This window comes from Pseudomonas sp. CH235 (genome assembly GCF_004368175.1).
In the GTDB taxonomy this organism is placed as follows: domain Bacteria; phylum Pseudomonadota; class Gammaproteobacteria; order Pseudomonadales; family Pseudomonadaceae; genus Aquipseudomonas; species Aquipseudomonas paraglycinae.
The window spans coordinates 62258-88502 of sequence record NZ_RRZJ01000009.1 but is presented as its reverse complement, the minus strand read 5'-3'; the positions used below and the strand labels follow the sequence as shown (position 1 = coordinate 88502).

Below are 26245 nucleotides of genomic sequence, written 5' to 3'. Positions count from 1 at the left end.
GCCCGCATGCAGCGGGCGCCCACCCTCAGATGTGACGGACTTCGACAATCTCGTACTCGATATCGCCACCTGGCGTTTTCACGACGACCGTATCGCCCTCTTCCTTGGCAATCAAGGCGCGAGCGATCGGCGAGCCGACCGAAATCTTGCCGAGTTTGATGTCCGCCTCATCCTCACCCACGATCTGGTAAGTCACGCTTTCATCAGTCTCGACGTTGGCGATTTCGACGGTAGTGCCGAAAATCACTTTGCCGGTGTGCGGAATGGTCGTCACGTCAATGATCACCGCGTTCTGCAGGCGACCTTCGATGTCACGGATCCGCGCCTCGACCATGCCTTGCTGTTCGCGCGCAGCATGGTATTCAGCGTTTTCTTTCAAATCACCCAACTCGCGGGCCGTACCGATGTCCTGGCTGAGCTTCGGACGAACGACCTTGGTCAGGTGAGCATGCTCTTCTTCCAGGGCCTTGGAGCCCTGGACGGTCATTGGGTATTTATTCATGCCTTCAATCCTGCGTGTAGATCCTGCAAGCGGCGTACGGTCTTCTCGGGACCGAACTTCAGCGCTTCGCAGATAGCTTCGCCAGCAGCAATGGTGGTGGTGCAGTAAATCTTGTGCTGCAAGGCGTTACGGCGAATGGAATAGGAATCGGCGATCGACTGGCGACCTTCGGTGGTGTTGATGATCAGGGTGACTTCGTCATTCTTGATCATGTCGACCACGTGCGGACGACCCTCGGTCACCTTGTTCACGCGACGCACTTTCAGACCTGCGGCTTCGATCAGCTTGGCAGTGCCGGCAGTGGCGACGACTTCGAAGCCCAAGTTGATCAGATCACGGGCCACGCCTGCAACCAGTGGCTTGTCATCGTCGCGCACGCTGATGAATGCGGTACCGCCGGTCGGCAGCACTTCGCTGGCGCCCATCTGGGCTTTGGCAAAGGCTTCGCCGAAGGTGTCGCCGACGCCCATCACTTCACCGGTGGACTTCATCTCTGGGCCGAGGATCGGGTCAACACCTGGGAACTTGGCGAACGGGAACACCGCCTCTTTCACGCTGTAGAAGTTCGGAATGATTTCCTTGGTGAAGCCGATTTCCTTCAGGGTTTTACCGGCCATCACGCGAGCCGCGACCATTGCCAGGGAAATACCGATGCACTTCGACACGAACGGTACGGTACGGGAAGCACGCGGGTTGACTTCGATGACGTAGATGTCTTCGCCTTGCAGCGCCAACTGAACGTTCATCAGGCCGACCACGCCCAGCTCCAGGGCCATTTTCTTGACCTGTTCGCGCATCTCGTCCTGGATGTGCGCCGGCAGCGAGTACGGCGGCAGCGAGCACGCGGAGTCACCGGAGTGAACGCCCGCCTGTTCGATGTGCTGCATGATCGCGCCGATCACTACGTCCTTGCCGTCGCAGACCGCATCCACGTCCATCTCGATGGCGCAGTTGAGGAAGTGGTCGAGCAGCACCGGGCTGTCGTTCGACACTTGCACCGCGTCACGCAGGTAACGCTTGAGTTCTTCTTCCTTGTAAACGATTTCCATCGCCCGGCCGCCCAGTACATAGGACGGACGCACCACCAGCGGGTAACCGATCTTCGCGGCAGCGCGAACGGCTTCGTCTTCGCTGCGCACGGTGGCGTTTGGTGGCTGACGCAGGTTCAGGCGCTCGACCATTTGCTGGAAGCGCTCACGGTCTTCCGCACGGTCGATGGCGTCAGGGCTGGTGCCGATGATCGGCACGCCGGCCGCTTCCAGAGCACGAGCCAGCTTCAGAGGCGTCTGGCCGCCGTACTGGACGATCACGCCTTTCGGCTTCTCGACGCGGCAGATTTCCAGCACGTCTTCCAGGGTCACTGGTTCGAAGTACAGACGATCGGAAGTGTCGTAGTCAGTGGAAACGGTTTCCGGGTTGCAGTTGACCATGATGGTCTCGTAACCGTCATCGCGCAGCGCCAGTGCCGCGTGAACGCAGCAGTAGTCGAACTCGATGCCCTGACCGATACGGTTCGGGCCACCGCCGAGGATGATGATTTTGTCGCGACCGGACGGCGCAGCTTCGCACTCTTCCTCGTAGGTCGAGTACAGATAGGCGGTGTCGGTGGCGAACTCGGCCGCGCAGGTGTCCACGCGCTTGTAGACCGGGAACACTTCCAGCTTGTGGCGGTGAGTGCGCAGGTTTTTCTCGGTGACGCCCAGCAGCTTGGCCAGACGCTGGTCGGAGAAACCTTTGCGCTTGAGCTTGTACATCAGATCGCGGTCGATAGCGGACAAACCGAGGGTCTTGACCTTCTCTTCGTCCTTGATCAGGTCTTCGATCTGCACCAGGAACCACGGATCGATCATGTTCATGCCGAAGATTTCTTCGACGGTCATGCCGGCGCGGAAGGCGTCCGCCACGTACCAGATACGCTCGGCGCCCGGCACGGTCAGTTCGCGCTTGAGCACGCTCATGCTTTCCGGGTTGCTCAGGTCGACTTTCTCGTCCAGACCGCAAACGCCCACTTCCAGACCGCGCAGGGCTTTCTGCAGGGATTCCTGGAAGGTACGGCCGATGGCCATGACTTCACCGACTGACTTCATCTGGGTGGTCAGGCGCGCGTCAGCGTTGGCGAACTTCTCGAAGGCGAAGCGCGGCAGCTTGGTCACGACGTAGTCGATGGACGGCTCGAAGGACGCCGGGGTACGGCCGCCGGTGATGTCGTTCTGAAGTTCGTCGAGGGTGTAACCAACGGCCAGCTTGGCCGCGATCTTGGCGATCGGGAAACCGGTGGCTTTCGAGGCCAGAGCCGACGAGCGGGATACACGCGGGTTCATCTCGATCACGACCATACGGCCGGTGTCCGGGCAGATACCGAACTGAACGTTGGAACCGCCGGTCTCGACGCCGATCTCGCGCAGTACGGCCAGCGAGGCGTTGCGCAGGATCTGGTATTCCTTGTCAGTCAGGGTCTGAGCCGGGGCAACGGTGATCGAGTCACCGGTGTGCACGCCCATCGGGTCGAAGTTTTCGATCGAGCAGACGATGATGCAGTTGTCCTTTTTGTCGCGGACAACTTCCATTTCATATTCTTTCCAGCCGATCAGGGATTCGTCGATCAGCAGTTCCTTGGTTGGCGACAGGTCCAGACCACGGGCGCAGATTTCTTCGAACTCTTCACGGTTGTAAGCGATACCGCCACCGGTGCCGCCCATGGTGAAGGACGGACGGATGATGCACGGGAAGCCCAGGCGCTCGAGCACCGCGTTGGCTTCTTCCATGCTGTGGGCGATACCGGAACGCGGGCATTCCAGGCCAATGGCCTTCATCGCCTTGTCGAAACGCGAACGGTCTTCAGCCTTGTCGATGGTGTCGGCGTTGGCACCGATCATCTCTACGCCGAACTTCTCCAGAACGCCTTCGCGCTCCAGGTCCAGGGCGCAGTTCAGAGCAGTCTGGCCGCCCATGGTTGGCAGCACGGCATCCGGACGCTCTTTTTCGATGATCTTGGCAACGGTCTGCCACTTGATCGGCTCGATATAGGTGGCGTCGGCCATGTCCGGGTCGGTCATGATGGTGGCCGGGTTGGAGTTCACCAGGATGACGCGGTAACCCTCTTCGCGCAGGGCTTTACAGGCCTGGGCGCCGGAGTAGTCGAATTCGCAGGCCTGGCCGATAACGATCGGGCCAGCGCCGAGAATCAGGATGCTTTTAATGTCTGTACGTTTTGGCATGGGTTTGTCACTCAAATCCGCAGGTCAGTCGGCAAGCCGTCTTGATCGATTTCTGAAGTCCCGAGGGGGCCGCCGGTTCCGGGGCCGCCCTCGAGGGGCTTCTCGCTACAGTCTCAAGGCGAGCGCTTAGCGTCGCTTGGCCATCTCGTTGATGAAGCGGTCAAACAGAGGGGCCACATCGTTCGGGCCCGGGCTCGCTTCAGGGTGACCCTGGAAGCTGAACGCGCTCTTGTCGGTGCGCTCGATACCTTGCAGGGTGCCGTCGAACAGCGATTTGTGGATCGCGCGGACGTTGGCTGGCAGGGTTTCTTCGTCAACCGCGAAGCCGTGGTTCTGGCTGGTGATCATCACGACGCCCGTGTCCAGATCCTGCACCGGGTGGTTGGCACCGTGGTGGCCGTGGCCCATTTTCAGGGTCTTGGCACCGGAGGCCAGAGCCAGCAGCTGGTGGCCGAGGCAGATGCCGAAGACCGGAATTTCGGTTTCCAGTACTTCCTTGATCGCCTTGATCGCGTAGTCGCAAGGCTCCGGATCACCAGGGCCGTTGGACAGGAACACGCCGTCCGGTTTCAGAGCCAGTACGTCGGCAGCCGGAGTTTGCGCTGGAACAACAGTGACGCGGCAGCCGCGCTCGACCAGCATGCGCAGGATGTTGACCTTGACGCCGTAGTCATAGGCAACCACGTGGTAAGGCAGCTCGGAGGCTTCGATGGTCGCGTGGCTGTCGGTTTTCAGATCCCAGACAGTGGAGCGCCATTCGTATTGGGTCTTGGTGCTGACGACTTTCGCCAGGTCCATGCCCTTCAGGCCCGGGAAGCCTTGCGCCGCGGCGATGGCCGCTTCTTCGGAGATGTTGTCGCCGGCCATGATGCAGCCGTTCTGTGCGCCTTTTTCACGCAGGATGCGGGTCAGGCGGCGGGTGTCGATACCGGCGATCGCCACAACGTTGTTGGCTTTCAGGTAATCGGACAGGGACATCGTGTTACGCCAGTTGCTCGCTACCAGCGGCAGGTCACGGATGACCAGGCCAGCGGACCAGACGCGATCGGACTCGGCATCTTCCGGCGTGGTGCCGGTGTTGCCGATGTGCGGGTAAGTCAGGGTAACGATCTGTTGGGCGTAGGAAGGATCGGTAAGGATTTCCTGATAGCCGGTCATTGCGGTGTTGAACACCACCTCACCAACGGTCTGACCGTCGGCTCCAATGGCTTCGCCGCGAAAAATGCTGCCATCAGCAAGGGCGAGTATGGCTGGCTTAGTCAAGAAGACCTCCCGTAAATAACGCATGAAAGGGCAATCGCAGGTTGTAAAAAAGCGGAGTGACGTATGGACACGTCACCCCGCTTCTTCACTGAATTATTCTGCGCGCTTTTAGTGGACACACTAAAGCTGTAGCTTACAGAAAAAGGGTTTTTTGGTCTACCGCCAATGAGGCCGAAAGGCCGGAGAATGCGACAGGGCGTCGCTCGGCGGAGTAAAACCGGCGCAAACAGGGCGTTTGCGCCGGCTTCAGAACATCTCAATGCAAGTCGAGCACGTCCTGCATGTCGTACAAACCAGGCTCACGAGCATCCAGCCACAACGCCGCACGCACCGCGCCCTTGGCGAACGTCATGCGACTCGAAGCCTTGTGCGTGATCTCCAGTCGCTCGCCCTCGCAGGCGAACAACACCGTGTGATCACCCACCACATCACCACCGCGAACAGTGGCGAAACCGATGGTTTCGCGCTCACGAGCACCGGTGTGGCCTTCACGACCATAGACCGCGACTTTCTGCAGATCACGATCCAGCGCATTGGCGATCACTTCACCCATGCGCAGGGCCGTACCCGACGGCGCATCAATCTTGTGCCGGTGATGGGCTTCGATGATTTCGATGTCCGCATCATCCGCCAACACCCGTGCCGCCATGTCGAGCAGCTTCAGCGACAGATTGACGCCGACACTGAAGTTGGCGGCGAAGACGATCGGGATATCCTTGCCCGCGTCGGCCAGCAATTGCTTCTGCGCAGCATCCAGCCCGGTCGTGCCGATCACCATCGCCTTGCCGGCCTTGCGGCAGAAGGCCAGGTTTTTCAGCATCACTTCCGGCAGGGTGAAGTCGATCAACACATCGAACTCTTCCGCCACTGATTCCAGATTCCCGGACAGCGGCACGCCGATTCGACCGAGCGAAGCCAGCTCACCGGCATCCACACCGATCAGCGTACTGCCAGGGCGGACAATCGCGGCCGTCAGACCGGTCAGCGGCGCGCGCTGCTGCACCGCCTCGACCAGAATCTTGCCCATGCGCCCGGCAGCGCCCATCACAGCTATACGTCGCATGCCGACTCCTTACAGATCGCCGAAGAAGCGTTTCACACCGTCGAACCAACCGGTGGTTTTCGGGGAGTGGCTGTTGTCGTCCGCCAGGGAGCTGCGGAACTCTTCCAGCAGTTCACGTTGACGACGGGTCAGGTTGACCGGCGTTTCGACGGCCACACGGCACATCAGATCGCCCGCCCCACCGCCACGCACTGGCGCAACACCCTTGCCGCGTACGCGGAACTGCTTGCCGGTCTGCGTCCCTTCCGGAATCTTCAGTTTTACGCGACCGTCGAGGGTCGGAATTTCCAGCTCGCCGCCCAGGGCTGCGTCGACGAAGCTGATCGGCACTTCGCAGAACAGGTGCTTGCCGTCACGCTGGAAGATGTCGTGTTCGCGGACGTTGATCACCACGTACAGGTCGCCGGTCGGCCCACCCTGAGTGCCCGCCTCGCCTTCGCCGGACAGACGAATGCGGTCGCCAGTGTCGACACCGGCCGGCACTTTGACGGAGAGGGTTTTGTACTCTTCAACGCGACCGTCACCGTGGCAGGAGTCGCATGGATCGGAAATGATCTTGCCCTGGCCATGGCAGCGCGGGCAGGTCTGCTGCACCGAGAAGAAGCCTTGCTGCATGCGCACCTGACCGATGCCGCCGCAAGTCGGGCAAGTCGAAGGCGACGAGCCTTTCTTCGCGCCCGAACCATCGCAAGGCTTGCAGTTGACCAGTGTCGGAACGCGGATATTCACGGTGGTACCGCGTACCGCTTCTTCCAGGTTCAGCTCCAGGGTGTAGCGCAAATCGCTGCCACGCTGGGCGCCGCCACGGGAACCGCCGCGACCGCCACCGAAGAAGTCACTAAAGACATCACCGAAGATGTCGGAGAAGTTCTGACCGCCGAAGCCTGCACCGCCGCCACCCATGCTCGGGTCGACGCCGGCATGACCGTACTGGTCGTACGCTGCACGCTTGCTGGAATCGGACAGCACTTCGTAGGCTTCGTTGGCCTCTTTGAACAGTTCTTCCGACGCTTTGTCATCGGGATTACGGTCCGGGTGATGCTTCATCGCCAGACGGCGATAGGCCTTTTTCAGGTCTGCTTCGCTTGAGCCGCGCTCAACACCCAACACTTCGTAATAGTCACGCTTAGCCATAAGTTCTTCATACTCTTGAGGACGTTCGGCAAACCCCTCCTGAGCTTCGCCAAACTCGTTGAGCCCCAATACAGGCCCGGACCCAACTCACGTCAATTCAACGATCCTGGTCTTTGGTTCATGCGGTATTTGCGGCGCGAAAAGCAGGAGCATTCCCGGCCATACCGCCAGCACCCGAACCTTGTCGCATGCTGTAAAAATTCGCGTATTCCAGATACGCCAACGCGGGAGCAAGCTCCCGCGCGGCGACATCCTACCAGTCACCGCCGCAAGGCAGTCAACCGGGCGACCAACAACTTACTTGTGGTCTTTGACTTCTTCGAACTCGGCATCGACAACATCGTCAGCCTTTTCAGCTTTCTCGTCGTGCGGTGCCGCGCCTTCAGCAGGCTGAGCCTGTTCGGCGTACATTTTCTGGGCAACCGGCGCAGAGACTTTCGACAACTCTTCAACTTTGGCGTCGATGGCAGCCTTGTCGTCGCCTTTGACGGCGGCTTCCAGGGCAACCACGGCCGCTTCGATTGCAGTCTTCTCTTCTGCAGTCACTTTGTCGCCAGCGTCAGCGATCATCTTGCGAGTCGAGTGAACCAGTGCATCACCCTGGTTACGGGCAGCGGCCAGCTCTTCGAACTTGCGGTCTTCCTCGGCGTTCAGCTCGGCGTCGCGCACCATCTTCTGGATTTCTTCATCCGACAGACCAGAGTTGGCCTTGATGGTGATCTTCTGCTCTTTGCCAGTCGCCTTGTCCTTCGCACCTACGTGCAGGATGCCGTTGGCGTCGATGTCGAAGGTCACTTCGATCTGCGGCACACCACGTGGAGCAGGTGGAATGTCGGCCAGGTCGAACTTGCCCAGGGACTTGTTCTGTGCGGCTTGCTTGCGCTCGCCTTGCAGGACGTGAATGGTCACGGCGCCCTGGTTGTCGTCGGCCGTCGAGAACACTTGCGATTTCTTGGTAGGAATCGTGGTGTTTTTCTCGATCAGCGCGGTCATCACGCCACCCATGGTTTCGATACCCAGGGTCAGCGGGCTGACGTCGAGCAGCAGAACGTCTTTCACGTCACCGGCCAGAACGGCGCCCTGGATGGCAGCACCCATGGCAACGGCTTCGTCCGGGTTCACGTCTTTACGTGCTTCTTTACCGAAGAAATCGGTAACTGCCTTCTGCACCAGTGGCATACGAGTCTGACCACCAACCAGAATCACGTCGTCAATTTTGCTGGCGTCGATACCGGCGTCTTTCAGAGCAATACGGCACGGCTCGATGGTACGGTTCACCAGATCTTCGACCAGCGACTCGAGCTTGGCACGAGAGATCTTCACGTTCAGGTGCTTAGGACCAGTCGCATCTGCTGTGATGTACGGCAGGTTGACGTCGGTCGACTGCGAAGAAGACAGCTCGATCTTGGCTTTCTCAGCGGCTTCTTTCAGACGCTGCAGGGCTAGAGGATCGTTCTTCAGGTCCATGCCGGACTCTTTCTTGAACTCGTCGACGAGGTAGTCGATCAGGCGCATGTCAAAGTCTTCGCCGCCCAGGAAGGTGTCACCGTTGGTGGCCAGAACTTCAAACTGGTGCTCGCCGTCAACTTCGGCGATTTCGATCACGGAAACGTCGAAGGTACCACCACCCAGGTCGTAAACGATCACGGTGTGATCGCCCTTGGCCTTGTCCATACCGTAAGCCAGAGCAGCTGCGGTCGGTTCGTTGATGATACGTTTTACGTCCAGACCGGCGATGCGGCCAGCATCTTTAGTCGCCTGACGCTGACTGTCGTTGAAGTACGCCGGAACGGTGATCACCGCTTCGGTCACAGCCTCACCGAGATAGTCTTCGGCGGTCTTCTTCATCTTTTTCAGGACTTCGGCGCTGATTTGCGGCGGAGCCATCTGCTTGCCGGAGGCCTCGACCCAGGCGTCACCATTGTTAGCCTTGACGATCTTGTAAGGCACCAGCTTGATGTCTTTCTGTACAACTTCTTCTTCGAAGCGGCGACCGATCAGACGCTTCACCGCGAACAGTGTGTTGTGCGGGTTGGTCACAGCCTGACGCTTGGCGGACTGACCCACCAGAATTTCACCATCGTTGGCGTAAGCGATGATCGACGGCGTGGTACGCGCGCCTTCGGCGTTCTCGATAACTTTGGCTACGCCGTTTTCCAGCACGGAGACGCAGGAGTTGGTAGTCCCCAGGTCGATACCGATAATTTTGCCCATGTTCACTCTCCCGAAACTTTGGATTTTTTTGCCGCAGCAGTGGTGGCTGACTGCGGTAATACTTAAACGCTTGACTTGTAAATGGGGGCCTTGCGGCTAATTTCAAGCCTTCTCGTCAATCGAAGGCGAAACTGGCGCCGGCGCCTTGCTGACCACGACCATCGCCGGACGCAGCAGGCGACCGTTGAGCTGGTAGCCCTTCTGGAACACCTTCAGAATGCTGTTCGGCTCCAGATCAGCACTTTCCTGCATGGCCATCGCCTGATGCTCCACGGCATTGAACGGTTCGCCTTCCTGCGGGCTTACAGCGACAAGCTGATAGCGCGTGAGGGTGTCGTGAAACATTTTCAGGGTCAGCTCGATGCCTTCGCGCATCGGACGGATGCTTTCGTCATCAGGGCTCGACAGCTCGAGACCACGCTCCAGGCTGTCGACGATCGGCAGCAGATCGCCGGCGAATTTTTCCAGCGCAAACTTGTGCGCCTTTTCGACATCCTGCTCGGCACGGCGGCGGACGTTCTGCAGATCGGCAGCTACGCGCAGCGATTGATCCTGCGCGGCGGCCAATTGCTCTTCGAGCACTTGTACACGGGTCGCCAGGTCATCACCCGAAGTCTCGGGCGCCTGATTGGCTTCTGGGTTTTGCGTATCTACTGTCTGTTCGTCAGCCATAGAATTCTCCTTTCAATATCGTCCGCGAGTTCGATTCGCGCTTCTGCCCAGGTATATGGGGCCGCAAAATCAGGCTTCAAGGGCTGACAACGATTAACCCTACAAAAAAGTGCTGCATTGCCATTTCCTGCGCGATAGGCATTTGATCGGATCATCCCCATCGACCTGAGCGAGGGCATTGTCAGCTCGAAACAAAACACTGTATAAATAACCAGACCTGAAGCCTGGGAGCGGCCTTTATGCTGGTGCACCTGTCCGTACACAACTACGCCATCGTTGAACATCTCGATCTCGAACTCGATCGCGGCATGAGCGTGATTACCGGGGAAACCGGCGCCGGCAAGTCGATCATGCTCGACGCCCTGGGCCTGACGCTCGGTGATCGCGCCGACAGCGGCGTGGTTCGACCGGGCGCCGACAAGGCCGATATCCTGGCGACCTTCGATCTGGCCGACATTCCCGAGGCCAGCGCCTGGCTCGCGGAACGCGACCTGGAAATCGACGGCCCGTGCATCCTGCGCCGGGTCATCACGTCCGAAGGTCGCTCACGCGGCTATATAAATGGCACGCCCTGCCCGCTCGGCGACCTTAAGGCTCTCGGTGAGCTGCTGATCGATATCCACAGCCAGCACGAACACCAATCCCTGCTCAAGACCGACACCCACCGGCGCCTGCTCGACGAGTACGCCGGGGCCACCGATCTGGCGCGCCAGGTTCACCTGGCCGCCCAGCGCTGGCGCCAGACCCGTCAGGAGCTGGAGCGCCTTTCCAACTCCGGCGACGAACAGCGCGCGCGCCATCAGCTGCTCAGCTACCAGCTCGAAGAACTGGAAAACCTCGGCCTCGGCGAAAACGAGCTGGAAGAACTGGAGCAGGAACACAAGAACCTGACCAATGCCGAAACCCTGCTCGGCATCTGCCGACAAGTGGTCGAGCAATGCAGCGAAAGCGATTCCGGCAACGTGCTGAATGCCCTGACGGCCAGCCTCAATCGCCTGTCGAGCGTGAACAATTCGGTCGGCGCGCTGGGTGAGGCGAGCAGCCTGCTGACCAGCGCGCAGATCCAGGTCGAAGAAGCCGTCGGCGAGCTCAATCGTTTTCTCGACAACTTCGACGCCGATCCGGCGCGCCTGCAATATCTGGAAGAACGTCTGGACTCCATCTACACACTGGCACGCAAACACCGCATTCAGCCGACGGAAGTGGCAGAGATGCAGCAGAAGCTGCTCGACGAAATCGAAGCCCTCGACGCCAACGATGAATCCATCGAGCGTCTTGCCGAAGAACTCGCATCCTATGCCCGACACTATCAGGAAAAGGCCCGGGAACTGAGCGAGCTGCGTCATCAGGCGGCCGGCAGCCTGGCCAGCGCGGTGGAGCAGGAGATACAGCGCCTGGGCATGCCCGGCGGTCGCTTCACCATCGAATTGCGCGCCAACAACAGCAGCGAACTGCAACCCAATGGCCTGGAGCAAGTTGAACTGCTGGTCAGCGCCAACCCTGGCCAACCCCTGAAGGCCCTAGCCAAAGTGGCCTCCGGCGGTGAGCTGTCACGGATCAGCCTGGCCATCCAGGTGATTACTGCCCAGACCTCTCGCGTACCGACGCTGGTGTTCGACGAAGTGGACGTGGGCATTGGCGGTCCGACGGCCGAAATCGTCGGCCAGTTGCTGCGCCGCCTCGGGGATCGCGGACAGGTACTGACGGTCACACACTTGCCGCAAGTCGCGGCCCAGGGACATCAGCACCTGTTCGTGCATAAAGTGCGCGGCGAGCAGGCGACTCACACGGCCGTTTCGAAGCTGAGCAAGAATGACCGTATAGAAGAAGTCGCGCGGATGCTTGGCGGCATCGATCTGACCAAAGAGTCTTTGGCGCACGCGAAAAAGATGGTCGTTACCGCAAAGGTTTAAGCACGCCAGAAAGCACGAAGGCGACCCTTGGGTCGCCTTCGCTCGTTTCGCGAACCTGAAATTCGCGCGACATGCTTACTTTTTGTTGCGTACGTACAGTACGAGATTGTGATCAACCATCTCGTAACCGTGCTTCTCGACGATCGCCTTCTGAAGTTTTTCGATTTCTTCGTCGAAGAATTCGATGACTTCGCCCGACTCCACGTTAACCATATGGTCGTGGTGGCCACCGTCGGCCAATTCGAATACCGCGTGGCCGCCGTCGAAGTTGTGACGGACCACGAGGCCAGCCGCTTCGAACTGGGTCAGAACACGGTAAACCGTGGCCAGACCGACGTCCTCACCAGCTTCCATCAACGCCTTGTAGACGTCCTCGGCACTCATGTGACGCTGCTCTGTAGAGTCGAGCATTTGCAGGATCTTGACCCGTGGCAGGGTCACTTTGAGGCCGGCTTTGCGTAGTTCGCTATTTTCAACCATGGTCAGCTTTCTCGCGATGCTGCTTCGCAGCTTCTCTTAATGCGGGTATGATCGGCGTTTACGTTGTCCCAGCCAAGATAGTGGAAGTCGCCCACCGATGCAAAACACCAAGCTCTTGCTAACCAGTTTCACCTTTGTGGGACTGCTCGCACTCGCCGGTTGTTCATTCCCCGGGGTTTACAAAATCGACATCCAGCAGGGCAATGTCGTCACGCAGGACATGATAGACCAGTTACGCCCGGGAATGACCCGGCCGCAAGTACGGTTTATCATGGGCAACCCTCTGCTTGCCGACACGTTCCATGCCAACCGCTGGGATTATCTGTACAGCCTGCAACCTGGTGGCGGTGAACGTCAGCAGGAACGCATGAGTGTCATTTTCGACTCGAATGACCGTCTTGTCAGCCTGTCCGGTGACTTCATGCCGGGCGTCAGCCGTGATGAAGCCATTCTCGGCAAGGACAGTGGCACCAGCGTGACCACTCCTGCTGAAAACGCCGAGCAGCCGAAACCGGAAAAACCGGCCAAGCCAGGCTCCTTGCTGGATCAGATCCAGAAGGACGTCGATGGTGTGGAAACCGTTCCGGTTCCAACGCCAGAACCGCTGGACACCTCGCCGCAATAATTTGCGACGCAATAAAAAACCCGGAAATTCCGGGTTTTTTATTGCCTGCAGATCAGCGCATCACTGATTTCTGGCTTTAGCCTCGGCAGCCTTGGCGGCACGCAATCGGCGCACCTCTTTCGGATCAGCCAACAGTGGTCGATAGATCTCGATGCGATCACCTTCCTGAACCTGTCGAGTATCCGGATCAGCAATCACTTTGCCGAATATCCCCAAAGGACAGCTCTTCAGATCCAGCTCCGGAAATTCAGCATCAATCCCGGATGCCATCAGCGCCGCACGCACCGTCGTACCTTCGGCAACACTGGTTACACGCAACACCTGCCGATCAACCGCCGCATACACCACTTCGATTTCGATCACCGGCTCAACCATGCATCTGCTTGGCGCGCTGGCAGAACGCATCCACCAGCGTATTGGCTGCCTGATTGAACAAAGGCCCGAGCGTCGCGCGGACCAGCGGCCCGGCGTAGTCGAAGGACAGATCCAGACTGATCTTGCAGGCCTTCTCGTTCAGCGCCTTGAACACCCAGACGCCGTGCAGCTGATTGAACGGCCCCTCTTCCAGGTTCATCTCGATCGACTGACCCGGCACCAGCGTATTGCGCGTCACGAAATGCTGACTGAGGCCGCCCTTGGCCACGCCGACACTGGCGCGCATGTGCTCAGGCGAGCTTTCCAGGACTTCAGCAGACGCGCACCACGGCAAAAACTCGGGGTAACGCGCCACGTCATTGACCAGGTCGTAGAGAAATTGCGCCGGGTAAGGCAGCAGCGCCGATCGTTGAATATGTGTCGTCATGTAAGCGTCACTTCCAGAGCTGGGCGGCAAACACTACAAGAATGCCGATGGGCGCCACATAGCGCATCAAGAACAAAGACAGGGCGAACAGCGCCGGGCTGCGAATCGACAATTCATCACGCACCGCCTCACGCCCCATCACCCAACCGGCAAACAGCACGAAGCACAGCCCGCCGAGCGGCAACATGATCCGCGAGGTGAAGAAGTCGATCACCCCAAAGAAGTCCAGGCCACCGGCCGCACCCCATTGGTAGAGATGGAACACCCCGCCATCGTTCACGAAAAATTTGGCTTCCTTCCAGATATTGAAGGAAAACACCGTGCCCAATCCGACGAACCAGCAGGTGAACGCCAACCAGAATGTCACCCAGGCACGACTGACTTTAGTCCGCTCGACCAGATAGGCGACCATCGGCTCCAGCAGGGAAATCGCTGAGCTCCAGGCGGCAATGGCCACCAGAACGAAGAACACCACGCCCATCAACTGGCCGAACAGCACGTTACCGAAAGCAAATGGCAGGCTGACAAACATCAGCCCCGGGCCTTCGCTCGGGTTCAAACCACCGGCGAACACAATCGGAAACAAGGCCAGACCGGCCACCAGCGAAACAAAGGTATCGAGCAGCGCCACACCGACGACCGTGCCGGACAGCGAGGCTTCCTTGGTCATGTAGGCGCCGTAGATCATGATCGAGCCCACGCCCACGCTCAGGGAGAAGAACGCGTGGCCCATGGCCGGCAGCAAGCCGTCGAGGACTTTTTCCGGATGGAAGTCGAACATGAAATGCACGCCCTCCATGAAATGCCCGGTAGTCATGCTGTAGCCCAGCAGAACCAGCACCATCACGAAAAGCAGCGGCATCATGATCCGCAGGCTGCGCTCGAGCCCGGCGACCACGCCCTTGGCGATCACTACTGCAGACAACAGCATGAAAACCGTGTGCCACAGCGTGATACGCCACGGATCGGAGATGACATTACCGAAATACGCCCCGACCTGATCGGCCGTAGCGCCCTGGAAGTCTCCGCGCCCCATATCAATGATGTAATCCAGCGACCAGCCGCCGACCACACTGTAAAAAGACAGGATCAGCAACGCCGTGATCATCCCGGCGAACGCGCCCCACGACCACTTGCCCGAGTGCCCGGCTTCACGCGCCAGCACCTTCAGGGCATTTGCCGGACTCTGACGGGCACGCCGGCCGATCAGGGTTTCAGCGAGCATCACCGGGATGCCGATCAGCGCGATACACGCCAGAAACATCAGCACGAAGGCGCCGCCACCGTAGACCCCGACCATGTAGGGGAATTTCCAGATGCTGCCCAGTCCCACGGCCGAACCGGTCGCGGCGAATATGAAAACCCAGCGGCTAGCCCAACTGCCGTGGACAGAAACCTTGTCTGTCGACATCGTTTATCACGCCCAAGCGTTAGAAAAAGAGGCCGCATTGTCCGGGATTCACTCAACCTGCTCAAGCACGCAGCATCACCGTAGCCGACAGCCGTTTATCTCCATATAATGCCGCCCCTATGGCTAAACAGAAGAAACACCCAACAGGGACCATCGCGCAAAACAAAAAGGCGCGACACGATTACTTCATCGAGCACAAGTTCGAGGCTGGTCTGGTCCTGGCCGGCTGGGAAGTAAAAAGTCTGCGGGCAAGCAAACTGCAACTGGTCGACAGTTACGTGTTGCTCAAGGATGGCGAAGCCTGGTTGCTCGGCAGCCACATCACGCCTCTGATGACCGCCAGCACCCACGTCATTGCCGACCCGGTGCGTACCCGCAAGCTGCTGCTCAACCGCCGCGAGCTGGACAAGCTCGCCGCCGCCGTGCAGCAGAAGGGTTACGCCTGCGTGTGCCTGTCCTGGTACTGGAGCAAGCACATGGTCAAGTGCGAGATCGCACTGGGCAAGGGCAAGAAGGAATACGACAAGCGTGATACCGAACGCGAACGCGACGCCGGTCGCGAGTTGCAGCGTGCGGTGCGCAACAAGGGCAAGGAAGACTGATTTCTCTGCCCTGATGACCGTTCCGCGCCCGGCACGGGAACGGTCATGCCTACATCCCTTTGCGTCGCTCGGCGCGAGCCATGCGCTGTACTTCCTGTCGCACTTCTTCCAGCACTTCCTGAACATAGAGAATGTGTCGGCTGGACACCTCACGCGCCTGTTCCGCGCGCCCCTCGATAATCGCCAGATACAACTCCCGATGCTGGGTGATCAGCATATCGCGGGTTTCCGTGCGCTGCTTGTACATGCCACCGATGTTGGTCACGACGTTGCGCTTGAGCAGATCGAACAGCCCGCGAATGGTGTGCAGCAACACCGCGTTGTGACTGGCTTCGGCAATCGCCAGATGGAATTTCGCATCCGCCGCGCCCTCTTCCGCCCGGCTCACTTCGTCATGACGCGAATAGCAGTCCTGTAATTCTTCAAACGCAGCCGTCAGCCGTTCACGATCCACATCCGTGGCGCGCAATGCCGCGTAATAGGCGCACGATGCCTCCAGCGTGTGGCGAAATTCCAGCAAATCGCGCTGCGCCTCGGGATTGCTTTCCAGCAATTGCAGCAGCGGATCGCTGAACGTCGAACCGAGGCTTTCCACGACATAGTTGCCGCCGCCCTGTTTGCTGACCAGCAAGCCCTTGGCCGCGAGTTTCTGAATCGCTTCGCGCAACGAGGGCCGGGAAACGCCGAACTGTTCCGCCAGAGTCCGCTCGGCCGGCAGACGCTCGCCAGACTTCAGCGTGCCCTCGAGAATCATCCCTTCCAGTCGCTCGACAATGTCGTCAGACAAACGGCGCTGACGTATCTGATCAAACCCCATCACTCAACTCTCCACCATCCCGACCGCTCGCCGGGCTCTCTATTCTGGCCTATCGGCGCGTTGCCGACACCTGCCAGATGACACTTGGGCGACCGGATCAGATCGAGCTCTGCACCGGTTGTTCGACAAAAGTTTTAGGGCGGCAAATTGACACACCGATATCAAGGCTTTTACCCTAGCCAACAGCGATTGTAAATTGGTCTTACCAATTAACCAAGAACGCTGACAGTGCCTGACCAACAACAATTAGGGGCCACCCCATATGCAAACCTGGCAACAGCTCTACAGCCCGCTCGGCAGTCTTGGCGCGTCCGCACTCGCGGCCGTCATCCCCATCGTTTTCTTCTTCCTCGCCCTGGCGGTGTTCCGCCTCAAAGGTCATGTGGCCGGCAGCATCACGCTCGCCTTGGCGATCCTTGTGGCGATCTTCGCGTTCCAGATGCCGGTCGACATGGCGTTCGCCGCTGCCGGATATGGCTTCGCCTATGGTCTGTGGCCGATTGCCTGGATCATTGTGGCGGCGGTGTTCCTGTACAAACTGACGGTCAAGAGTGGCCAGTTCGAGGTCATCCGCAGCTCGGTGCTGTCGATCACTGACGACCAACGCCTGCAGGTGCTGCTGATCGGTTTCTGCTTCGGCGCCTTCCTCGAAGGTGCCGCCGGCTTCGGCGCGCCAGTGGCGATTACCGCTGCGCTGCTGGTTGGCCTGGGTTTCAACCCGCTGTACGCCGCCGGCCTGTGCCTGATTGCCAACACCGCACCGGTGGCGTTCGGCGCGCTGGGGATTCCGATCATCGTGGCCGGACAAGTCACCGGCATCGACGCGTTCAAGATCGGCGCCATGACCGGCCGCCAACTGCCGCTGCTGTCGCTGTTCGTGCCGTTCTGGCTGGTGTTCATGATGGACGGCCTGCGCGGCGTGCGTGAAACCTGGCCAGCCGCACTGGTTGCCGGCCTGAGCTTCGCTGTCACCCAATACTTCACTTCGAACTTCATCGGCCCGGAACTGCCGGACATCACGTCGGCCCTGGCCAGTCTGATTTCGCTGACCCTGTTCCTGAAGGTCTGGCAACCGAAACGTGCCGCCGGCCAGCACATCGTCGGCGCCGTATCCGCTTCGGTGGTCTCCGCCAGCGTCGGCGGTTTCGGCCAGAAGCGCACCACCGTCGCTTCGCCCTACAGCCTCGGGGAAATCTTCAAGGCGTGGTCGCCGTTCCTGATCCTCACCGTACTGGTGACCATCTGGACCCTCAAGCCTTTCAAAGCCATGTTCGCTGCCGGCGGTTCGATGTACGCCTGGGTGTTCAACTTCGCGATTCCGCACCTGGATCAACTGGTGATCAAGACCGCGCCGATCGTTGCCGCCCCGACCGCGATTCCGGCCGTGTTCAAACTCGACCCGATTTCCGCGACCGGCACGGCGATTTTCTTCTCCGCACTGATCTCGATGCTGGTGCTGAAGATCAATTTCAAAACTGGTCTGACCACTTTGAAAGAAACCTTCTACGAACTGCGCTGGCCGATCCTGTCGATCGGCATGGTGCTGGCGTTTGCCTTCGTCACCAACTATTCCGGCATGTCCTCGACCATGGCTCTGGTGCTTGCCGGAACTGGCGCAGCGTTCCCGTTTTTCTCGCCATTCCTCGGCTGGCTCGGCGTGTTCCTCACCGGTTCCGATACCTCGTCCAACGCCCTGTTCAGTTCGCTGCAAGCGACCACCGCACACCAGATCGGGGTCAACGACACCCTGCTGGTGGCGGCCAATACCAGCGGCGGCGTGACCGGCAAGATGATCTCCCCGCAATCGATCGCCGTGGCCTGCGCCGCGACCGGTCTGGTGGGCAAGGAGTCCGATCTGTTCCGCTTCACCCTCAAGCACAGCCTATTCTTTGCCACGATCGTCGGCCTGATCACTTTGGCCCAGGCCTACTGGTTCACCGGCATGCTGGTGCATTAAGACTACAAGCGACATGGAAAAAACCGACGCCGGTTCGTGATTCCGGCGTCAGCAATTCACAACCCGGTCTGTAAGGCTGCTGAAAGCAACGCGCTCTATATTCGGCAGCCTCAACAGACGGATAACCGGGCCCACCCGGAGACACGCCTGATGAGCGAGCTTTTTTACAACGCTGTGCCCAACGCCACTCGCGTCGCACCGCCACTGCCCGAACCCCGGCAATACCCCAGCGAGAAACCGTCGCGGGTCTACCTGTTCGGCACGTGCGTGGTCGACCTGTTCTATCCGGAAGCCGGGATGGACGCGATCCACTTGCTGGAGCGCGAAGGCATCCGGGTCGACTACCCGCAAGGGCAGAGCTGCTGCGGACAACCGGCCTACACCTCGGGTTACACCGAGCAGGCACGGACGGTGGCGCGCTCGCAACTGGCGCTGTTTGCCGGGGACTATCCGGTGGTGGTGCCGTCGGGTTCGTGCGCCGGAATGATCCGCGAGCATTACGCCGACTTGTTCAAGGACGAGCCGGAAACGCTGAAACAGGTTCAGGCCCTCGCGGCCCGCACCTATGAATTGGCCGAGTTTCTGCTGTTCGTCTGCAAGGTGCAGCTCAAGGACAGTGGCGAGCCGGTGAAAGTGGCGCTGCACACCTCGTGTTCGGCGCGACGGGAAATGAACACCCACCTGCACGGCCGCGAGTTGTTGGCGCAGCTGAGCAACGTGGAACGGGTCAACCACGATCACGAAAGCGAATGCTGTGGCTTCGGTGGGACATTCAGCGTCCGTATGCCAGACATTTCCGGCGCGATGGTGGCTGACAAGACCCGGGCGTTGAAGGAATCCGGCGCGCATCAGGTACTCAGCGCCGACTGCGGCTGCTTGATGAACATCAACGGCTCGCTGGAAAAACAGCAGGAAGCGCTGCGCGGGCAACACCTGGCGAGCTTCCTCTGGCAACGAACCGGAGGTGCGCGATGAGCACTTCCACGATTATTCCTACGGTTGCCGTAGAAGAAGACTTCCGCACCCGGGCGCACAACGCCCTGGGCGATTCGCAGTTACGGAACAACTTCCGCACCGCGATGGATTCACTGATGACCAAGCGGGCAGCGGCTTTCAGCGATGCCCACGAAAGAGAACACTTACGCGCCCTGGGCAACTCGATCAGGGCGCGTGCGCTCTCCAAGTTGCCCGACCTGCTCGAGCAACTGGAACAGAACCTGACCCGCAACGGTGTGACAGTGCACTGGGCGGAAACGGTGGACGAGGCCAATGGCATCGTCCTTTCGATCATCCGCGCTCACGAGGCGCGGCAAGTGATCAAGGGCAAATCGATGGTCAGCGAAGAGATGGAGATGAACCATTTCCTCGAGGCTCGGGACATTGAGTGTCTGGAGTCCGACATGGGGGAGTACATCGTCCAGCTCGACCACGAGAAGCCTTCTCACATAATCATGCCGGCAATCCACAAGAATGCCGGTCAGGTCGCGTCCTTGTTCCACGACAAACTTGGCGTGGAATACACCAAGGACGTTGACCAACTCATTCAGATCGGTCGCAGGGTCCTGCGGCAGAAATTCTTCGAAGCGGACATCGGCGTCTCCGGTGTCAACTTCGCGGTGGCCGAAACCGGCACACTGCTGCTGGTGGAAAACGAAGGCAACGGCCGCATGACCACCACCGTGCCACCGGTGCACATCGCCGTCACCGGCATCGAAAAAGTCGTGGAAAACCTGCGCGACGTGGTGCCGCTGCTGTCATTGCTGACCCGCTCGGCGCTGGGCATTCCGATCACCACCTACGTCAACATGATCTCCGGCCCGCGCAAGGAACATGAACTCGACGGTCCGCAGGAAGTGCATCTGGTGCTGCTCGACAACGGTCGCAGCCAGGCCTTTGCCGACAGCGAACTGCGCCAGACGCTGAACTGCATCCGCTGCGGCGCCTGCATGAATCATTGCCCGGTCTACACCCGTGTCGGCGGCCACACCTACGGCGAGGTTTACCCTGGCCCGATCGGCAAAATCATCACCCCGCACATGGTCGGCCTGGCGAAAGTCCCGGATCACCCGAGCGCGTCTTCGTTATGCGGCGCCTGCGGTGAAGTGTGTCCGGTAAAAATTCCTATTCCCGCACTGCTGCGCCGCCTACGCGAAGAGAACGTCAAAGCCCCCGACAGCCCTCATCAAGTGATGCGCGGTCAGGGCAGCAAATACTCGCGGAAGGAACGCGTCATCTGGAACGCCTGGGCGAAGCTCAACAGCTCACCAACCCTGTATCGACTGTTTGCGTTTTTCGCCACACGCCTGCGCGCGCTGGTGCCTAACAATGTCGGCCCGTGGACGCAGAATCACAGCGCGCCGAAACCCGCCGCCCGCTCATTGCATGACATGGCTCGCGAACACCTGGCCAAACAAGGAGACCGTTGATGAGCGCCAAGCAAAATATCCTCGGCAAGTTGCGTAAAAGTCTGACCGGCACCACGCCGATTGCCGACAACTTTGACGTCGATCTGGTGACCCAGCCTTACACCTACAGCGCCGAACAACGGATCCCGCAACTGCGCAAATTGATGGAAGCGGTGCACACCGAAATCCACCTGAGTTCCGCTGATGGGTGGCCGGCGCTGCTGGCGCAATTGCTGCGCGACCGCCAGTTGCCGAGCCTGCTGATCGCACCGACTACACCTCACGGGCAGCGCATCACACAGCACTGGGCGAACAATCCTGATCTGCCGGCGCTGAAGTCCTACGACCGCCCAATGGAAGAGTGGAAAGCCGAGTTGTTCAACGACACCCCGGCCAGCCTGACCGGCACTCTCGGCGCGATTGCCGCCACCGGCAGCCTGATTCTGTGGCCGACCCGCGAAGAACCACGGCTGATGAGCCTGGTGCCTCCGGTGCATTTCGCCCTGCTCAAGGCCAGCCAGATCCGCGACAACTTCTATCAGGTGCAACAGGAATTCGAGTGGGCACAGGGCATGCCGACCAATGCATTGCTGGTCTCCGGCCCATCGAAAACCGCCGACATTGAACAAGTGCTGGCTTACGGCGCCCACGGCCCGAAAGACCTGGTGGTGTTGATCCTGGAGGACCAATGACCTTACCGGCGACTTTCCTGCGCGATGCGCAGCAACTGATTCCAGCCGAACGGCGTTTCGACGATCCGCTGTCGACCCTGGCCTTCGGCACCGATGCCAGTTTCTACCGGTTGATTCCGCAACTGGTGATCCGCGTCGAATCCGAAGACGAAGTGGTAGCGCTGCTGAAACTGGCCCAGCGCGATCAGGTCCCGGTGACCTTCCGCGCCGCCGGCACGAGCCTGTCCGGACAGGCGATCAGCGATTCGGTGCTGATCGTGCTGGGGGATAACTGGAACGCCCGGGAGATCCGAGGGCAAGGCACGCAAATCCGCCTGCAACCGGGCGTGATCGGTGCCCAGGCCAATGCATGGCTGGCGCCATTCGGACGCAAGATCGGTCCGGATCCGGCGTCGATCAACGCCTGCAAGATTGGCGGCATTGTCGCCAACAACGCCAGCGGCATGTGCTGCGGAACCGCGCAAAACACCTATCACACGCTGGCCGGGATTCGTCTGGTGCTGGCCGACGGCACACGTCTCGACACCGAAGATGCCGCCAGCGTCGAGGCGTTTCGAGTCAGCCACGGTGAATTGCTGGAACGTCTGGCGACATTGGGCCGTGAGACCCGCGCCAATGCCGAACTGGCCGCACGAATCCGCCACAAATACCGTCTGAAAAATACCACCGGCCTGTCGCTCAACGCTCTGGTGGATTTCGATGAGCCTGTGGATATTTTGAGCCACTTGCTGGTCGGCTCCGAAGGCACTCTCGGTTTCATCAGCGCCGTGACTTACGACACGGTTATCGACCATCCGAACAAGGCCTCGGCGCTGATCGTATTCCCTGATGTGGAAACCTGCTGCAACGCCGTCACCGTGCTGAAAAGCCAACCGGTGTCGGCCGTGGAACTGCTCGACCGCCGCAGTCTGCGCTCGGTGCAGGACAAACCCGGCATGCCGGCTTTCGTACAGCAGCTGTCGAACAATGCCTGCGCGCTGTTGATCGAATCCCGCGCTGCCTCTTCCACTTTGCTGCAGGAACAACTGGCCCAGATCATGGCGTCGCTCAGCGCCTTTCCGGTGGAAAAGCAGGTCGACTTCACCGAAGACCCGGTCGAAAACGCCCGCCTCTGGGCGATCCGCAAAGACACCTTCCCCGCCGTCGGCGCCGTACGCAAGACCGGCACCACGGTGATCATCGAAGACGTCACCTTCCCGGTGGAGCAACTGGCGATCGGCGTGAACCGTCTGATCGAGCTGTTCGACAAACATAACTACGACGAAGCGATCCTTTTCGGACACGCGCTGGAAGGTAATCTGCACTTCGTCTTCACCCAAGGCTTCAACAGCGCGGAAGAAGTCGCACGCTATCAGGCGTTCATGGACGACGTGGCGCAACTGGTGGCCGTGGAGTTTGGCGGTTCGCTGAAGGCGGAACACGGCACCGGACGCAACATGGCGCCCTTCGTCGAACTCGAATGGGGCAGCGACGCCTATCAATTGATGTGGCAACTCAAACGCCTGCTCGACCCCAACGGCATTCTCAATCCGGACGTGGTGCTCAGCGAAGACCCGCAGATTCACCTCAAGCACCTGAAACCGCTGCCGGCGGCCGACGAGATTGTGGATAAATGCATCGAGTGCGGTTTCTGCGAGCCGGTCTGCCCTTCGAAAGGCCTGACCCTGAGCCCGCGCCAGCGCATCGTGATCTGGCGCGACATCCAGGCAAGAAAACGCGCCGGAATCGACACCACCGAACTGGAAAAAGCCTACGAGTACCAGGGCATCGATACCTGCGCCGCGACCGGTTTGTGTGCGCAACGCTGCCCTGTAGGCATCAACACCGGCGAGCTGGTGAAAAAGCTTCGCAGCCTTCACGCCACGCATACGAAAACCGCCAACCTGATCGAAGGAAATTTCGCCACCACCCTGCAAGGTGCGCGTTTCACCCTGCATGTGGCCAACGGTGCACGGATGTTGTTAGGGGCACCGCGGCTTGCGAAGCTTTCAGCGACCCTGACGCGGCTGTCCAAGGGTCAGGTGCCGCTGTGGACCAACGCGATGCCGCAGCCGGAAAAAGCCATTCGCTTCAGCCCGGCCGTGTCGGACGAACGCCCGCGCGTTGTGTACCTGGCGGCCTGTGTGTCGCGAGTAATGGGGCCGGCGGCGGGCGACAAGGAGCAGATGTCGCTTTACGACAAAACCCGTGGTCTGCTGGAGAAGGCCGGTTATCAGGTGGTGTTCCCGGACAATCTGGACAACCTCTGCTGCGGCCAGCCCTTCGCGTCCAAAGGCTATGCCGAACAGGCCGAGCACAAGCGTCAGGAGCTGATCGGCGCATTGCTTCAGGCCAGTCGCGGCGGGCTCGATCCGATCTATTGCGACACCAGCCCCTGCACGTTGCGGCTGGTGCAGGATGTGGGAAATGTTCGCCTGGATCTGTATGACCCTGTGCGATTCATCCGTACGCATCTGATGGATCGGCTCGACTTCACCCCGCAGGAAGCACCGATTGCGGTTCACGTGACCTGCAGCACTCAGCACCTTGGGGAAAGCCAGGCGCTGATCGACCTGGCCCGCAAATGCAGCAAGAACGTGGTGATCCCGGAAGGCATTCACTGCTGCGGTTTCGCCGGCGACAAGGGTTTCACCACTCCGGAGCTCAATAGCCACTCACTGCGAACGCTCAAGGATGCGGTGCAACAGTGCAGCGAAGGGATTTCCACCAGCCGCACCTGTGAGATCGGTCTGACGCAACACGGTGGAATCGACTACCACGGCCTGGTGTATCTGGTGGACCGGGTGACCCGGGCCAAAGCCCCCGCAACCGCCGTCTGAAGAAAAATAGAACCCTTGCGAGCGACCGCAGTCCACAGAACAGGCCCCGAACAATCGGGGCTTGTCCTCCATTCGGTTGCCCGTCCTGACGGCCAGCGAAGTCTGGATCCCTCAGTTCAAGGAGATTCATATGAAACGTTCTGTACTGTTAGGTCTGTTCGTTACTGCCTCGATGATGGCGTCGGCTTCGTTCGCTGCCGACAAGCCCGCTGACCTGTGTGATGCCAATCTGCAAACCATCAACAACGCCAAGGCGCAGGCAATGGCCTCACCCGACCTGAATCAACGGGTAGAAGCCAGCGTGCAAAAGGCCCAGGCACTCAAGGCCCAGGGCAAGATCGACGAATGCGTGGCTGAAACCCAGCAAACCATTCTGGAAATCCGCAAAACCAGCGGAACCAACAACTGATCGAAGCTCAGGCCAACCTTCGGGTTGGCCTTGTGAGCCGTTTGGCGTACACTGCGCAGGCTTGTTGCTCACAAGATACACAGAGCACCAGGCTCGGGGCCGTTTAGGATTCGACGCCGGTTGCGAAACTCTAGGTGCATGCCGACTTGGTAACAGAAGTCGTAAATCCACTGTTGCAACTACTTATAGTTGCCAATGACGACCAATACGGTGCTGCTCTCGCTGCTTAATTGCAGCTGACATGCACTCCTGGTACCTTCGGGTCCAGCAATCATCAGGGGATGTCTGTAAACCCAAAATGATTGTCATATAGAACAGAATCGCCGTGCAGTACGTTGTGGACGAAGCGGCTAAAACTTACACAACTCGCCCAAAGCACCCTGCCCGTCGGGTCGCTGAGGGTTAACTTAATAGACACGGCTACGCATGTAGTACCGACAGCGGAGTACTGGCGGACGGGGGTTCAAATCCCCCCGGCTCCACCATTTCATCATCTAAAGACGTCCACGGACGTCTTTTTTTGTGCCTGAAATCCAGTAAATACGGGGGGTTCAGGGCCATTGAGCTTCACAGCGCTTCAGGCAGATCCATTTTGAAATGTATTCCAAGGCGTATTCCAAGCCAGTGACTGGTAAATTTTGGAATACACAAACAGCGTTGGAGTACCCATGGGAGCCCGAGCCTCCTGCTGCCCAAGCCCATTGCGGAGTATGTGGTTGTGCATGAGATGGTGCACCTGCAAGAGCCACATCACACCCCAGAATTCTGGCTCCGCTTGGAGCGTGTCATGCCTGACTACGCCCAGCGCAAAACATGGTTGGCAGAACATGGGATCGAAGTTGAAGGAGTCTAAATCGCTTCCACTGGCATTTGCTGGGTCGCTCGTAGCGGTAATCACAAGGCTGCGATCAGTAGGCTTGGAACGACGGGCATTGCCCGTATGTTTATCTCAAGGATGTGCTAACAAGTCTGCCAACGGAGCGAGCCAGTGAATATGCGGCAACATCAGCGCAAGTGAGGTCCGGCTTAGTCATTCAGCCGGACGCTTAGCCGCTGTTGCGCCCCATCAGACTCCCGACCTATTTGCTTCACCGTTGAAGGTGACGAATAACTGATCAGTCATGCTGTCGTAGTTATCCGGCCAGTAGCCGTCACGCTCGGCAATTATTTCCACTAGTGCATTTACCTCAGTTTCATCAAGTACCTGCCACATGTCCTCTCCGGCACAAGGATCAAGTCGAACAATT

Annotated in this window: 22 protein-coding genes, 1 other RNA gene and 1 pseudogene; 11 read left to right on the top strand and 13 right to left on the bottom strand. The window is 59.4% G+C overall.

Annotation, left to right across the window (positions count from 1 at the left end; translation table 11 throughout):
* Positions 1–25 precede the first annotated feature (25 nt).
* From greA to grpE, 7 genes are all read right to left on the bottom strand, one after another.
* A complete protein-coding gene (gene greA / locus EIY71_RS12210; protein ID WP_007953757.1) occupies positions 26–502 on the bottom strand; it encodes a transcription elongation factor GreA in 477 nt (158 codons plus the stop codon).
* Positions 499–3720: a carbamoyl-phosphate synthase large subunit gene (gene carB / locus EIY71_RS12205; RefSeq protein WP_039769162.1), complete on the bottom strand. Its 3222-nt coding sequence runs from the start codon at positions 3718–3720 to the stop codon at positions 499–501. Before carB ends, greA begins: the two co-directional genes overlap by 4 nt.
* A 126-nt stretch (positions 3721–3846) precedes the next feature.
* Positions 3847–4983: a glutamine-hydrolyzing carbamoyl-phosphate synthase small subunit gene (carA, locus tag EIY71_RS12200; RefSeq protein ID WP_007953761.1), complete on the bottom strand. Its 1137-nt coding sequence runs from the start codon at positions 4981–4983 to the stop codon at positions 3847–3849.
* Positions 4984–5239: 256 nt separating this feature from the next.
* Positions 5240–6046, bottom strand: coding sequence for a 4-hydroxy-tetrahydrodipicolinate reductase (dapB, locus tag EIY71_RS12195; RefSeq protein WP_085746881.1), 807 nt, complete (start codon positions 6044–6046; stop codon positions 5240–5242).
* Positions 6047–6055: 9 nt separating this feature from the next.
* On the bottom strand, positions 6056–7180 hold the full coding sequence (dnaJ, locus tag EIY71_RS12190) for a molecular chaperone DnaJ (protein WP_102687344.1): 1125 nt from the start codon (positions 7178–7180) through the stop codon (positions 6056–6058).
* Between the two features lie 297 nt (positions 7181–7477).
* Positions 7478–9394, bottom strand: a complete 1917-nt coding sequence (gene dnaK, locus EIY71_RS12185) for a molecular chaperone DnaK (protein ID WP_129972373.1) — start codon at positions 9392–9394, stop codon at positions 7478–7480.
* 102 nt (positions 9395–9496) lie between these two features.
* Positions 9497–10066, bottom strand: coding sequence for a nucleotide exchange factor GrpE (gene grpE, locus EIY71_RS12180; RefSeq protein ID WP_085746879.1), 570 nt, complete (start codon positions 10064–10066; stop codon positions 9497–9499).
* Positions 10067–10305: 239 nt separating this feature from the next.
* Between grpE and recN the strand changes: the two genes are divergently transcribed.
* Entirely contained in the window at positions 10306–11979 is a 1674-nt protein-coding gene (recN, locus tag EIY71_RS12175; protein WP_085608031.1) for a DNA repair protein RecN, read from the top strand.
* 75 nt (positions 11980–12054) lie between these two features.
* Here recN and fur read toward each other — a convergent pair whose 3' ends face one another.
* Positions 12055–12459 (bottom strand): ferric iron uptake transcriptional regulator, encoded by a 405-nt coding sequence (gene fur / locus EIY71_RS12170; RefSeq protein ID WP_039769149.1) that lies wholly within the window; start codon positions 12457–12459, stop codon positions 12055–12057.
* Positions 12460–12556: 97 nt separating this feature from the next.
* Between fur and EIY71_RS12165 the strand changes: the two genes are divergently transcribed.
* On the top strand, positions 12557–13084 hold the full coding sequence (locus EIY71_RS12165; RefSeq protein WP_085746878.1) for an outer membrane protein assembly factor BamE: 528 nt from the start codon (positions 12557–12559) through the stop codon (positions 13082–13084).
* Positions 13085–13144: 60 nt separating this feature from the next.
* Here EIY71_RS12165 and EIY71_RS12160 read toward each other — a convergent pair whose 3' ends face one another.
* Genes EIY71_RS12160 through EIY71_RS12150 form a run of 3 tightly spaced genes read right to left on the bottom strand, consistent with a single transcriptional unit; the run spans position 13145 to position 15297 of the window.
* Positions 13145–13459 (bottom strand): RnfH family protein, encoded by a 315-nt coding sequence (locus EIY71_RS12160; RefSeq protein ID WP_085746877.1) that lies wholly within the window; start codon positions 13457–13459, stop codon positions 13145–13147.
* Entirely contained in the window at positions 13452–13886 is a 435-nt protein-coding gene (locus tag EIY71_RS12155) for a type II toxin-antitoxin system RatA family toxin (protein WP_129972375.1), read from the bottom strand. The genes EIY71_RS12160 and EIY71_RS12155 overlap by 8 nt, the downstream gene beginning before the upstream one ends.
* Before the next feature lie 7 nt (positions 13887–13893).
* Entirely contained in the window at positions 13894–15297 is a 1404-nt protein-coding gene (locus tag EIY71_RS12150; protein WP_134021830.1) for a sodium-dependent transporter, read from the bottom strand.
* Positions 15298–15416: 119 nt separating this feature from the next.
* On the opposite strand from EIY71_RS12150, the gene smpB reads away from it, so the two are divergent.
* The gene (smpB, locus tag EIY71_RS12145) at positions 15417–15899 is read left to right on the top strand and encodes an SsrA-binding protein SmpB (RefSeq protein WP_007953781.1); all 483 of its coding nucleotides are present in this window, start codon (positions 15417–15419) and stop codon (positions 15897–15899) included.
* Positions 15900–15948: 49 nt separating this feature from the next.
* Here smpB and EIY71_RS12140 read toward each other — a convergent pair whose 3' ends face one another.
* Positions 15949–16716 carry an FCD domain-containing protein gene (locus EIY71_RS12140; protein ID WP_039769141.1) on the bottom strand — a complete coding sequence of 256 codons (768 nt, stop codon included), beginning with the start codon at positions 16714–16716 and terminating at the stop codon, positions 15949–15951.
* A 262-nt stretch (positions 16717–16978) separates the two neighbouring features.
* On the opposite strand from EIY71_RS12140, the gene EIY71_RS12135 reads away from it, so the two are divergent.
* The 8 genes and pseudogenes from EIY71_RS12135 to EIY71_RS12100 form a co-directional block, all read left to right on the top strand.
* Complete coding sequence (locus tag EIY71_RS12135; protein ID WP_134021828.1) at positions 16979–18673, top strand: lactate permease LctP family transporter; 1695 nt, start codon at positions 16979–16981, stop codon at positions 18671–18673.
* 150 nt (positions 18674–18823) lie between these two features.
* The gene (locus EIY71_RS12130) at positions 18824–19648 is read left to right on the top strand and encodes a (Fe-S)-binding protein (protein ID WP_039769136.1); all 825 of its coding nucleotides are present in this window, start codon (positions 18824–18826) and stop codon (positions 19646–19648) included.
* Positions 19645–21099, top strand: a complete 1455-nt coding sequence (locus EIY71_RS12125) for a LutB/LldF family L-lactate oxidation iron-sulfur protein (protein WP_134021826.1) — start codon at positions 19645–19647, stop codon at positions 21097–21099. The genes EIY71_RS12130 and EIY71_RS12125 overlap by 4 nt, the downstream gene beginning before the upstream one ends.
* On the top strand, positions 21099–21770 hold the full coding sequence (locus tag EIY71_RS12120; RefSeq protein ID WP_134021824.1) for a lactate utilization protein C: 672 nt from the start codon (positions 21099–21101) through the stop codon (positions 21768–21770). Before EIY71_RS12125 ends, EIY71_RS12120 begins: the two co-directional genes overlap by 1 nt.
* Positions 21767–24589 carry an FAD-binding and (Fe-S)-binding domain-containing protein gene (locus EIY71_RS12115; protein ID WP_134021822.1) on the top strand — a complete coding sequence of 941 codons (2823 nt, stop codon included), beginning with the start codon at positions 21767–21769 and terminating at the stop codon, positions 24587–24589. Before EIY71_RS12120 ends, EIY71_RS12115 begins: the two co-directional genes overlap by 4 nt.
* Before the next feature lie 130 nt (positions 24590–24719).
* On the top strand, positions 24720–24998 hold the full coding sequence (locus tag EIY71_RS12110) for a hypothetical protein (protein WP_007953788.1): 279 nt from the start codon (positions 24720–24722) through the stop codon (positions 24996–24998).
* Between the two features lie 95 nt (positions 24999–25093).
* Positions 25094–25483, top strand: a transfer-messenger RNA (tmRNA) gene (ssrA, locus tag EIY71_RS12105).
* A gap of 194 nt (positions 25484–25677) precedes the next feature.
* Positions 25678–25851 (top strand): annotated as a pseudogene (locus EIY71_RS12100) (M48 family metallopeptidase); the annotation flags it as partial.
* A gap of 213 nt (positions 25852–26064) precedes the next feature.
* Here EIY71_RS12100 and EIY71_RS28560 read toward each other — a convergent pair.
* Complete coding sequence (locus tag EIY71_RS28560; RefSeq protein WP_166673424.1) at positions 26065–26211, bottom strand: hypothetical protein; 147 nt, start codon at positions 26209–26211, stop codon at positions 26065–26067.
* Positions 26212–26245 lie beyond the last annotated feature (34 nt).